The organism is Burkholderia sp. NLJ2 (assembly GCF_049487195.1).
Classification (GTDB): domain Bacteria; phylum Pseudomonadota; class Gammaproteobacteria; order Burkholderiales; family Burkholderiaceae; genus Burkholderia; species Burkholderia pyrrocinia.
In genome coordinates, this window is the sequence record NZ_CP137808.1 from 3,583,075 (window position 1) to 3,594,380 (window position 11,306).

General features: G+C 67.3%; 11 protein-coding genes and 1 pseudogene. 5 read left to right on the top strand and 7 right to left on the bottom strand.

All coding sequences use genetic code 11. The features are described 5' to 3' along the window. Nucleotides 1-90 precede the first annotated feature (90 nt). The gene (locus tag R9B84_RS16540; RefSeq protein WP_423758757.1) at nt 91-1,140 is read left to right on the top strand and encodes a DUF3592 domain-containing protein; all 1,050 of its coding nucleotides are present in this window, start codon (nt 91-93) and stop codon (nt 1,138-1,140) included. A 49-nt stretch (nt 1,141-1,189) separates the two neighbouring features. Here the strand turns inward: R9B84_RS16540 and R9B84_RS16545 are convergent, their stop codons facing one another. After that, nucleotides 1,190-1,804 carry a CGNR zinc finger domain-containing protein gene (locus tag R9B84_RS16545; RefSeq protein ID WP_423758758.1) on the bottom strand — a complete coding sequence of 205 codons (615 nt, stop codon included), beginning with the start codon at nt 1,802-1,804 and terminating at the stop codon, nt 1,190-1,192. A gap of 81 nt (nt 1,805-1,885) precedes the next feature. On the opposite strand from R9B84_RS16545, the gene R9B84_RS16550 reads away from it, so the two are divergent. Then, a complete protein-coding gene (locus R9B84_RS16550; RefSeq protein ID WP_423758759.1) occupies nt 1,886-2,701 on the top strand; it encodes an alpha/beta fold hydrolase in 816 nt (271 codons plus the stop codon). 30 nt (nt 2,702-2,731) lie between these two features. Here the strand turns inward: R9B84_RS16550 and R9B84_RS16555 are convergent, their stop codons facing one another. The 3 genes from R9B84_RS16555 to R9B84_RS16565 are packed head-to-tail and all read right to left on the bottom strand — an operon-like array spanning nt 2,732 to nt 4,964. Beyond that, the gene (locus tag R9B84_RS16555; protein ID WP_423758760.1) at nt 2,732-3,490 is read right to left on the bottom strand and encodes an amino acid ABC transporter ATP-binding protein; all 759 of its coding nucleotides are present in this window, start codon (nt 3,488-3,490) and stop codon (nt 2,732-2,734) included. Next, a complete protein-coding gene (locus R9B84_RS16560) occupies nt 3,487-4,167 on the bottom strand; it encodes an amino acid ABC transporter permease (RefSeq protein ID WP_423758761.1) in 681 nt (226 codons plus the stop codon). The genes R9B84_RS16555 and R9B84_RS16560 overlap by 4 nt, the downstream gene beginning before the upstream one ends. A 14-nt stretch (nt 4,168-4,181) precedes the next feature. Continuing rightward, nucleotides 4,182-4,964 carry an amino acid ABC transporter substrate-binding protein gene (locus R9B84_RS16565; RefSeq protein ID WP_423758762.1) on the bottom strand — a complete coding sequence of 261 codons (783 nt, stop codon included), beginning with the start codon at nt 4,962-4,964 and terminating at the stop codon, nt 4,182-4,184. A gap of 325 nt (nt 4,965-5,289) precedes the next feature. Here R9B84_RS16565 and R9B84_RS16570 point away from each other — a divergent pair, with 325 nt between their 5' ends. Then, nucleotides 5,290-5,568 carry a hypothetical protein gene (locus tag R9B84_RS16570; RefSeq protein ID WP_423758763.1) on the top strand — a complete coding sequence of 93 codons (279 nt, stop codon included), beginning with the start codon at nt 5,290-5,292 and terminating at the stop codon, nt 5,566-5,568. Between the two features lie 90 nt (nt 5,569-5,658). Here R9B84_RS16570 and phnY read toward each other — a convergent pair whose 3' ends face one another. Next, nucleotides 5,659-7,113 (bottom strand): phosphonoacetaldehyde dehydrogenase, encoded by a 1,455-nt coding sequence (gene phnY / locus R9B84_RS16575; protein WP_423758764.1) that lies wholly within the window; start codon nt 7,111-7,113, stop codon nt 5,659-5,661. Nucleotides 7,114-7,142: 29 nt separating this feature from the next. Beyond that, nucleotides 7,143-8,387, bottom strand: coding sequence for a phosphonoacetate hydrolase (phnA, locus tag R9B84_RS16580; RefSeq protein ID WP_423758765.1), 1,245 nt, complete (start codon nt 8,385-8,387; stop codon nt 7,143-7,145). Nucleotides 8,388-8,595: 208 nt separating this feature from the next. Here phnA and R9B84_RS16585 point away from each other — a divergent pair. Continuing rightward, a pseudogene (locus R9B84_RS16585) lies at nt 8,596-8,797 on the top strand (2-aminoethylphosphonate--pyruvate transaminase); the annotation flags it as partial. A 241-nt stretch (nt 8,798-9,038) separates the two neighbouring features. Next, nucleotides 9,039-10,427, top strand: a complete 1,389-nt coding sequence (locus R9B84_RS16590; protein WP_423758766.1) for an FAD-dependent oxidoreductase — start codon at nt 9,039-9,041, stop codon at nt 10,425-10,427. 90 nt (nt 10,428-10,517) lie between these two features. Here R9B84_RS16590 and R9B84_RS16595 read toward each other — a convergent pair whose 3' ends face one another. After that, complete coding sequence (locus R9B84_RS16595) at nt 10,518-11,246, bottom strand: phosphonate utilization associated transcriptional regulator (protein ID WP_423758767.1); 729 nt, start codon at nt 11,244-11,246, stop codon at nt 10,518-10,520. Between the last annotated feature and the right edge of the window lie 60 nt (nt 11,247-11,306).

Consider the following 11,306-nt stretch of genomic DNA (forward strand, 5'->3'; position numbering starts at 1 on the left):
CCCCTTCCGCATCGTTTCCGCTAGAATCGTCCGACAAATAACACACGACCGGCTCAGGCACTGCCGTTTGCCCGCCGGCACTGAGAGAACATGGGACGTCAGACATGGAAGCATGTGAACGAGACGCGACCATTCAGAGGGCATGGTTGCGCCGATATCGGCCTGTCCGTCGGGACACGCCGTTCACCCGATCGCACCCGCATCCGCCGCGCGGCGCACGAGCTGGATCCGGTCATGCCGGGTAAGGACGCGCTCGCCGCGCTGGCGCTCGGCGTCGTGCTGCTCGTGCTGGCAGGCGTGCTTGCCGTCACGACCGGCCGTGCGACCGGCCACCTGGTCCGCGCGCCGGGCACGGTCGTGCGCATCGTGCAGGACAGCGACGCGATGCGCGCGTATCGGCCGATCGTCGCCTACCTCGCGAACGACGGCCAGCGCCGCGAAATCGCCGGCAATACCGCCTCGACCGTCCCCGCGTACGACATCGGCGAGAACGTCGATATCCTGCTGGACCCGACCCATCCCGATCGCCCCGCGCTGATCGACGATTTCGCGCAACGCTGGTTCCCGGCCGCGGTGCCGGCGCTGCTCGCCATCGCGTCGTTCGCGATCGGCGGTCTGCTGATCGCCGGCGAGCGCCGCCGCCGGCCATCCGACCTGCCGCCGACCCGCACCGCAAGCAAGCAGGCGCGGCGCCGCTGGGATATCGCGATCGTGCTGATTCCGATTGCGATCGGTACAGGCTTCCTCGCCGGCGCCGGCGCGACCGGCCTGCGTCAGTGGCAGATCGTCCGCCACTACGCGCACTCGACCGGCCATGTCGTCGAGATCGCGAAAAACGCGCGGTCGTCCCGCGCACGCATGTCGCTGTATTCGGCGATCGTCGCGTTCACGACCGACAGCGGCCGCCAGATCACATTCGCCCAGGGATCGGCGTCGTCGCATCCGGGCCTGCGTGAAGGCGACGCGGTCAACGTGCTGTACGACCCCGTCACACCCGAGCGCGCCATCGTCGACCGCTTCTGGGATCGCTGGGGCCTCACGGCCATCCTGTTTGCGATCGGCGCACCGTTCCTCGCGGCCGGACTGTTCGTCGCCGCGACGCTGTGGCCGGACCATCGCCCGCACGAAACCGCTCGATGACGATCGCGCGCCGGCCGCGCGCGGTACGGCGACCGTAACGGCACGCGCTTCACCGTTCCCTGAACGCTTCCACCTTCGCGCGATTCCCGCACGTGCGCATGTCGCACCAGCGCCGCCCTACGCCGCGCCCCCGATCGACGAAGAACCACGTGCAACGGCCGCACTGCCGCACGCGCGCGAAATCGTCGCTGCGCAGCAGATGCTCGAAGCCGAGCGCCGCCGCATCGATCCAGCGAGACGCGGCGCGCGCATCGGGCCGCCACGCGAACCGGCCGTCGACCGCATCGAACGCGCTGCGCCCGATCGCATCGCGGATCGCGACGGCGAGCCGGTCCGCCGCGCGCGCACCGGCGCTGCCGCCGCCTCCAGCCGTCAGATGCGCGATCGCAGAATATGCATCCTCGCGAAAGCGATGCAGCGCCACCAGCTCGTCCGGGCCGTCCTGCCGCGCGTGACGCAGCAGCCGTGCCAGATCGGCCGGCGCCAGCAATCCCGCTTTCTCGGCCCATGCGCGCACGGCCGGCCAGTCGACGAGCTTGTCCTCGTCGCGCGTCTTGCCCGTATCGGCCACCGTGTTGAGGAAGTCGAGCGCCGGATGGCCGCCGACGAAATCGGCCGCGCACCATTCGCGCGCGTGCCGCGCAGGCTCATGTCGAGTAACCATTTATTTTCACCTATCGGTTTCATGCCCGGACAATCCGGAGTAACCTGTTAACAACCAAAACAGGTTATCACGGAGACGCCGATGCTCGAACTTGCCAACCGCTTCATGTTCGAAGGTCACCGGATCGCGTGGGGCGCGATCGGTGAAGGCCCGCCGCTCGTGCTCGTGCACGGCACGCCGTTTTCGTCGCAGGTGTGGCGCCGGATCGCGCCGTGGCTCGCGCGGCGTCATCGCGTGTATTTCTACGACCTGCTCGGCTACGGCCAGTCCGACATGCCGGACGCGGACGTGTCGCTCGGCAGGCAGAACGTGCTGTTCGGCGCGATGCTGCACGAATGGGCGCTCGAGCGCCCGCGCGTGCTCGCGCACGACTACGGCGGTGCGACCGTGCTGCGCGCGCACTTCCTCGACGGCATCGCGTATGCAGACCTCACGCTCGTGAACCCGGTCGCGATTGCACCGCAGGGGTCGCCGTTCGTGCGCCATGTCGCACAACACGAAGCCGCGTTCACCGGGTTGCCGGCGTATGCGCATCACGCGCTCGTGTCGGCCTATATCGGCAATGCCGTGGCACGGCCGATGAGCGACGACGTGCTGTCGATCTATCGTTCGCCGTGGCTCACGCCGGCCGGCCAATCCGCGTTCTATCGCCAGATCGCGCAGATGCGCCAGCGCTACATCGAGGAAGCGCAAGCCCGCTATGCTGCACCGGACTTTCCGGTGCGCATCGTATGGGGCGAGGACGACGCGTGGATTCCGCTCGAACAGGGGCAGGTGCTCGCCGATCGCATCGCGAACGGCGTATTGATCCGGGTGCCGCGCGCGGGCCACCTGGTCCAGGAAGATGCGCCGGAGGCGATCGTTGCCGCGGTGCTCGACGGACAGGGACGGGCGTGACGCGCCGCCGTCATCGTGTCAGTCAGGCAATCAGAACGCCGGCACGCCTTGCGCGAGCGTCGCGATGAACTTCACGGTGCGCGGGTCGCGCGGCTGGCCGAACAGGTCGCGCGACGCACCGGCTTCGACGATGCGGCCATCGGCGAGAAACACCGCGTCGTGCGCGATCGACGCGGCCAGGCGCAGGTCGTGCGTGGCCATCAGCATCGTCGTGCCTTCGCGCGCGAGCTGGCGCAGCACCTCGACCACTTCGACGGACAGCTCGGGATCGAGCGCCGACGTCGGCTCGTCGCACAGCAGCACCTGCGGCGACGGCGCAAGCGCCCGCGCAATGGCGACGCGCTGCTGCTGGCCGCCCGACAGCGTCGCGGGCCACGCGTCGGCCTTGTCCGCGATGCCGACCTTGTCGAGCAGCGCCAGCGCCCGTTCGCGTGCTCGCTCGCGCGGCCAGCGCTGCACGGTCACGAGCCCTTCCATCACGTTCTGCACGACGCTCAGGTGCGGAAACAACTGGAAATTCTGGAACACCATGCCGGTCTGCCGGCGCACTGCGAACACGGCGTCGCGCGACGGCCGGCGCGCCGCCGTGAAGTCGATGCGCGCGTCGCCCACCGTGAGCGCGCCCGCCTCGGGCACTTCGAGCAGGTTCACGCAGCGCAACAGCGTGCTCTTGCCGCTGCCGGACGGCCCGATCAGCGCGGTCACGCTGCCCGGCTGCAATGCGAGGTCGATCGCGCTCAGCACGCGATTCGCGCCGAACGACTTGTCGATGCGTTCGAGACGAATCATCGCAACTCCGCCTGGAACAGTGCGTGACGGCCGAAACGGGTTTCGAGGCGACGTTGCAGCGTGGAGAGCACCGAACTGAACAGCAGGTAGATCAGCGCGGCTTCGGTATAAAGAATCAGCGGCTCGTAGGTCACGGCCGCGATGCGCTGCGCGGCCTGGAAGATCTCGGGCACGGTCAGCACGGCCGCGAGCGACGTGTCCTTCACGAGCGAAATGAACGAGTTCGACAGCGCAGGCAGCGCGACGCGCGCGGCCTGCGGCAGGATCGCGCGGCGCAGCGCCTGCGCGCGCGTCATCGCCATCGAGTACGCGGCTTCCCACTGCCCCTTCGGGATCGATTCGATCACGCCGCGGATCACCTCGGCGTTGTACGCGCCGACGTTCAGCGAGAAGCCGATCACGGCGGCCGTCAGCGGATCGAGCACGATGCCGACGCTCGGCAGCCCGTAGAAAATCACGAACAGTTGCACGAGCAGCGGCGAGCCGCGGAACAGCCAGATATAGAAACGGATAACCGCCTGCGCCCAGCGTGCCCCGAACAGCCGCGTGAGCGCCGCGCCGAACGCGAGCAGCAGGCCGATCGCGAACGACGCGAGCGTGAGCGGAACCGTGAACACGAGCCCCGCGACCAGCAGGGGGCGCAGCGATTCCGCCATCAGGTGCAGCCAGGCCGGCATCGTTCAGCCCCGCGTTACGGCTGCGACACGTCGCGGCCGAAGTACTTCTGCGAGATCTTCGCGTAGGTGCCGTCCGACTTGATGTCCGCGAGCGCCTTGTCGATCGCGGCCACCAGCGCGGGGCTGCCCTTGCGCAGCAGCACGCCCGACGCGTCGCCGGCGCCGGTCGTATCGGTCGCGGCGATCTTCAGTTTCGCGTCGGGTTTGTGCTTGCGGAAATCGAGGTACGACAGCGAATCGTTGATCGTCGCGTCGACGCGCCCGGACGTCAGCAGGTCGATCGATTCGTTGAAGCCCTGCACGGGCACCACGTCCGCGCCATGGGCCGCCGCGAGCTTGCCGAAATTGCTCGTCAGCGTGTTCGCGGATTTCTTGCCCTTCAGGTCGTCGAACGAGCGGATCGTCGTGTTGTCCGTGCGCACGATCAGCACCGCGTGCGACGTGATGTACGGCGACGAGAAAGCGTATTTCGCCTTGCGCGCATCGGTGATCGACACTTCGTTGACGACCGCGTCGTAGCGGTTCACGTCGAGGCCCGCGATCAGCCCGTCCCACTTGCCTTCGACGAACTGCGGCTTCACGCCGAGGCGCTGCGCGATCGCGGTGGCAATGTCGACGTCGAAGCCCGTCAGCTTGCCCGTCTCGTCGTGGTACGTGAACGGCGCGTATGTACCTTCGGTGCCGACCCGGAACACGCCGGACGACTTGATCTGCGCGAGATCGTCGGCGGCGAATGCGCTCGTGGCCACGACGGCCTGCAGCAGCGCGACGAGCAGAATGGAGCGGATGAATTTCATGGTGCGGACCCCGAACGATGGAAGGGAGTGAACCCGCCGGCCCGAGCGGCCGCGCGAGAGGTCCGCGAATTCTACCGACGCGCCGATGCGCGGCAAAAACGCAAATCCGCTAACGATATGAGCGCGTCGAATAACGCGCCGGCCAGCCACTCATTCCGCAGACGAAAGCCGTCGCGATGCAGCGCGGCGATCGTCCGACGATTCGTTACCGGCAGTTACAGAAGCGACACCGCGGTATCACCCATTCGGCACGCGCTACGTACCATGAAGACAGGTGAACCGATTGCTCGCGGGCCCTGCCGCCCGCGAACGGAGTGAACGGCAAATGAAACGCATCCTGTTGTCCTGTGCCCTCGGCGTCGCGACCGCCTGCCTGTCGGCAAGCGCATTCGCGCGTGCCGACATCGGCGTGTATTTCGGCGTGCCGGGGCCCGTGATCGAAGCGCCGCCGCCTGTCTACTACGCGCCGCCGCCGCCCGTCGTGTATGAGCCGGCACCCGTCTATTACGGCCCGTACTACGGCGACTATCGTTACCGCTACTACCGGCACGACAACGGCTGGCATCGCGGCTGGCGCCATCACCATCACGACGACGACGATTGACCGCCGCCTGGCGGCCGTCGCGGCCGCATCCCGCCCCGGGGACATTCCGCGCGCCGGCCTTCTAGCCAGCGCGTCCGCATCACACCCCGCTTACCAGGGCAGCGAATACGTCTTCGTATTCGTGTAGCTCTTCATCGCTTCCTGCACGCCTTCCTTGTAACCGAGCCCCGAATCCTTCACGCCGCCGAACGGCGTCAGTTCGAGCCGGTAGCCCGGCACCTCGCGCACGTTCACGCTGCCCACTTCCAGCTCGGTGATGAAGCGCGTGATGTCGTCGAAGCGGTTCGTGCAGACCGATGACGACAACGCATAGTCGGTGCTGTTCGACATCCGGATCGCTTCGTCGATGTCGCGGAAACGCATGATCGGCGATACCGGGCCGAAGGTTTCATGCTTCACCAGCGGCATGTCGGGCGTCACGCGATCGATCACCGTCGGCGAATACAGCGCGCCGTCGCGCACGTTGCCGACCAGCAGCCGCGCACCGCGCGCGATCGCATCGTTCACCTGCTGCTCGCAGAACTTCGCGGCCGCTTCGTCGATCACGGTGCCCATGTCGACCGACGGATCGGCCGGATTCCCGTACGACCACGCGCGCGTCTTCTCGACGACGAGTTCGGTAAAGCGATCGGCCACCGCTTCGTGCACGAGCATCCGCTTGATCGCCGTGCAGCGCTGCCCCGAGTTCTTGTACGAGCCCGATACCGCGAGCGTGCTCGCTTCGTCGAGATCGGCGTCTTCCATCACGATGATCGGATCGTTGCCGCCGAGTTCGAGCACCGCGCGCCGGTAGCCCATTCGCGCTGCGATCGACTTGCCGATCGATACGCCGCCGGTGAACGTGATCAGGTCGATCGCCGGGTTCGTGATCAGCTCGTCGGCAATCTCCTTCGGGTCGCCGGTGATAACTTGCAGCATCTGCGGCGGCAGGCCGGCTTCGTACAGGATGTCCGCGAACAGGTAGCACGACAGCGGCACCTTCTCCGACGGCTTCACGACGATCCGGTTGTTGGTCGCGACCGACGGCACGATCTTGTGCGCGACCTGGTTCATCGGGTGGTTGAACGGCGTGATCGCCGAAATCACGCCGAGCAGCGGGTCGCGCTGCGTGTACACGCGGCGCTTCTTGCCGTGCGGCGTCAGATCGCACGAGAAAATCTGCCCGTCGTCCTTCAGCACTTCGCCTGCGCCGAACGTCAGCACGTCGGCCACGCGCCCGGCTTCATACGTCGAATCCTTGATGCACAACCCGGCTTCGGCCGTGATCAGCGCCGCGATCTCGGCGGTGCGCGAGCGCACGATGTCGGCCGCGCGGCGCAGGATCGCCGCGCGATCGTGGCGCGTGAGCGTCGGCCGGTATGCGCGTGCGACCGCGAATGCGCGCCGCACGTCTTCCAGCGTCGCCTTCGGCACGGTGCCGACCAGCGAGCCGTCGTACGGGTTGCGCACGTCGATCACCGCGTCCCGATGAATCCGTTCGCCGTCGATTCGCAGTGCTTCGCGGCGAATCTCGCGGACGGCCGTCGATGCTGCAATGGCGTTCATGAAGGTGTCCCGTTGCGGATGCGTGCGCATCACTGCAGATGGTTGAGCGCGATGTCGATGATGTCGAAGTTGCGCAGCCGCGCGCGGCCCGTGACGTCGGTGGCGACCGGCTTGCTGAAGATCAGCGGCACGATCTGCTCGGAGATTCCGCCGTGCGAGCGCAGCGGCACATCGAGCCCCGACAGGTCGTGCTTGATGCGGCGCGTGCCGAGCACGACGTCCTGCTTCGAGATCACGATCAGGTCGCCCATCCGTTCGGGCGGCAGCTCGAAGCGCGCGCAACCCTCCGCGCCCGTCAGCACGACCTCGATGCCGTCGACCGCAGCGAGCCGCGCGCGCAGCGCATCGGCATCGGCATCGGCCGACGCCGGCACGTAAACGGTCGCGAACGAGCCGAGCGCGCCGTGGTGCACGACGTACGGATCGGTGATCGGCAGGATCACGCGCGCCGCGTCGTGGCCGAGCCACTCGTCGAACAGCTCCTGCAGGTAGATCACGTTCGGCTCGCCGGTGGTGGCGTCGTGCTTCGCGTTCATCCCGTGGTCGGCCGTGATCGCGACGATCGCGCCGAGCGCGTCGAGGCGCTGCAGGTACGTGTCCATCATTGCGTAGAACGCGTTCGCGCCGGGCGTGCCGGGCGCGCACTTGTGCTGCACGTAGTCGGTCGTCGACAGGTACATCAGGTCGATCGGCCGCGTCTCGAGCAGGCGCACGCCGGCCGCGAACACGAACTCCGACAGGTCCGCGCTGTACACGCTCGGCACCGGCTTGCCGACCAGCTCCAGCACGTTGTCGATGCCGTTTTCCTCGAGGCTCGCCTCGTCGGCCTTCTCCGACGAGAAGCAGATGCCCTTCAGCCCCTTGCCGAGCAGGCGCCGCAGCTTGTCCTTCGCAGTGACGACCGCGACGCGCGCGCCCTGTTCGGCGAAGGTCGCGAGCACGGTGGGTGCGACCAGGTACTTCGGATCGTTCATCAGCACCTCGGCGCCGGTGTCGCGATCGTAGAAGTAGTTGCCGCTGATTCCGTGGATCGCCGGCGGCACGCCGGTAACGATCGACAGGTTGTTCGGGTTCGTGAAGCTCGGCACCACGCATTCGCCCTTGAGCGCCGTGCCGGGCTTCAGCAGCGTACGCAGGAACGGCGCGACGCCGGCCTCGGCCGCTTCTTCCAGATATTCGTATGCGCAGCCATCGACGCAGACCACCACCACGGGCCGGCTCATCCAGTTGTAGCGGCGGCCGTTCACCTCCACGGATACAGGCGTTTCAGTCATGACGTTCATTCCTTTCAGGTCGAAGGGGGTGAGCCGTCGGCGCCCGCGCCGCGCCGATGGGAGGTGTTTTCGATGCTTGACATTAAAATTGATGATTTGTAGATTGTCAACAACATGCAGAGAACAGAAAGCAAAACGGCGCAGTGAAAAGAGGGCTGGTCTCCACTCATCCGCCGCGTGCCGCGGCGCCACAGTCAAGGGGTCTGAAGATGAACCGAACTACGACTTCAAGCGGTTTTATCAAGAGGTCAAAAAGCGCGGCTACATTCCGTATCCGGGCAAGCTGACCGAAGTCGAAACGTTCCGCGTCGGCTGAATCAGCCACTTCGGCGAAGCCGGCATTCCGGGCGCCGTCGCAGCGATCGCCGACACGCGCTGCGGCAATGGACGTTCGCCGCGTGTCGGCACAGAAGCGGCAGCCTGACGTGACGTTATGCGATGCAACCGGCCGCGTGCCCATGCATTGCGCGCGGACCCCGAGCGGCGCGCGACTTCGGCGAACGGCAGCGGCTCGTAGCTGTAGATGCCGCACTCGGCGAGCGCGTCGAGCACCGGCGCGTGCGGCCGGCCCCGCCGTGAATCGCCACGCGGCGGCCAGGTTTTCCGGCCGCGCCCTTGCACGGCCCCCGACCCATATTGAAGAACCATCCGATGCGACCCTTCTGGATCGAACAAGCGCTGTTCAACGACGGCGATCTCGCCCCCGCGCTGCAGGGCGCAACCCAGGCCGATGTCTGCATCGTCGGCGGCGGCTTCACCGGGCTCTGGACCGCGATCCAGGCGAAGCAGCAGAACCCGGCGCTCGACATCGCGATCGTCGAAGCCGACCTGTGCGGCGCCGGCGCGAGCGGCCGCAACGGCGGCTGCCTGCTCACGTGGTCCGCGAAATTCCTGACGCTGCGGCGCCTGTTCGGCGAAGCCGAGGCGATCCGGCTCGTGAAGGCGTCGGAAGCGGCCGTCCAGCACATCGCCGATTTCTGCCGCGCGCACGACATCGACGCCGAACTGCGGCGCGACGGCACGCTGTACACCGCGACGTCGCGCGCGCAGGTCGGCACGCTCGCGCCGGTGCTCGACGCGCTCGCCGCGTGCGGCATCCACAGCTACGAGCCGCTGCCGCCCGCCGAAGTCGCACGCCGCTCGGGCTCCGCGCGCAATCTCGACGGCGTCTACTCGCCGATCGCCGCGACCGTGCATCCCGGCAAGCTCGTGCGCGGGCTGCGCCGCGTCGCGCTCGCGATGGGCATCCGGATCTACGAGCGCACACCGATGCTCGACTTCACGCCCGGGCAGCCGGCCATCGTTCGTACACCGTCCGGCAGCATCACGGCAGGCAAGCTCGTGTTCGCGATCAACGCATGGATGGCGAGCCGCTTCCCGCAGTTCGAGCGCACGATCGCAGTCGTGTCGAGCGACATGGTCATCACCGAAAAATGCCCGGAGCTGCTCGAAATGACCGGGCTCGTGGACGGCGTGTCGGTGCTCGATTCGCGGATCTTCGTCTACTACTACCGCACGACGGCCGACGGGCGGTTGATGCTCGGCAAGGGCGGCAACACGTTCTCGTGGCGCAGCCGCATCGCGCCCGTGTTCGACCGGCGCTCGCCGTACGAGGCGCAGCTCACGCAAAGCCTGCGCGCGTTCTTTCCGTCGCTCGCGGGCGTGCCGGTCACCGCGAGCTGGAACGGCCCGTCGGATCGCTCGGTGACGGGCTTCCCGTTCTTCGGCCGCCTCGACGATGCGCCGAACGTGTTCTACGGTTTCGGCTATTCGGGCAACGGCGTCGGGCCGACCTACATGGGCGGGCAGATCCTGTCGTCGCTCGTGCTCGGCCTCGACAACGCGTGGACGCGCAGCCCGATCGTGCGCGGCCCGCTCGGCCATTTCCCGCCGGAGCCGATCCGCTATGTCGGCGCGCATGTCGTGCGCAATGCGATCCGCCGCAAGGAGCGCGCGGAGGACGAGAGCCGGCAGCCGTCGGCCGTCGATACGTGGCTCGCGAAATTCGCGAGCGCGGCCGGGAAGGCCGACAAGGCGTGACGATGCCCAGCCTGAAAACGCAATAAAAAAGGGACGCTGCGAAGCGTCCCTTTGCTTTAGTGCGGCAATCAGCGCCAGCGTTGCCGGGCCTTACGCGCGCGCGGTTTTCTCCCGCGCCGCCTTGCCCACTACCGGCAGCCCCTGTTCGTGTGTGCGGCGCATCCGCGCGAGGCCATGCGCCAGGTGCTCGCGCACCAGTGCGACGGCCTTCTCCTCGTCGCCGCTCGCGAGCGCCTGCACGATCTTGTCGTGCTCGGCCGCCGACACCGCGATCGCATCTTCCTCGGCCTCGATCGCTGCCTGGCGCAGCAGCCCGAGCTGGCGCACGAGCCGGCGGTAGGTGTCGGTCAGGTGCGTATTGCCGACGCCGACGACCATTGCATCGTGGAACTGCACGTTCAGCTCGGTATAGCGCGTGACGTCGTGCTTCTTCGCCGCGTCCTTCATCGACTGGATGATGCCCTTCAGCACCTTCAGCGTGTCGGGCGAGATGCGCTTCGCAAGCGCGCGCGCGACCGACTCGTCGAGCATCGCGCGCACTTCGTAGATCTCCTCGGCCTCGCGCAACGGCACGACGCGCACGGTCACGCCGCGGTTCTTCTCGTTGCGCAGCAGGCCGGCCTGCTCGAGCGCGCGGAACGCTTCGCGCACGGGGCCGCGCGACACGTTCAGCTTCGTCGCGATGTCGACTTCGTTGAGCTTCTCGCCGGGTGCGTATTCGCCGGAGACGATCGCGCGCTCGAGCATGTCCTGGACAATCATCGCGAGCGATTGGCTTTGCAGGAGTTCGATGGCGCTGAGCGCGTTCGGGGCAGTCATGGTCGGGCAGGCAGCGGGGCCGCAGGTGAAAACGAGGGCGCCATATCGGCGAATGATGGT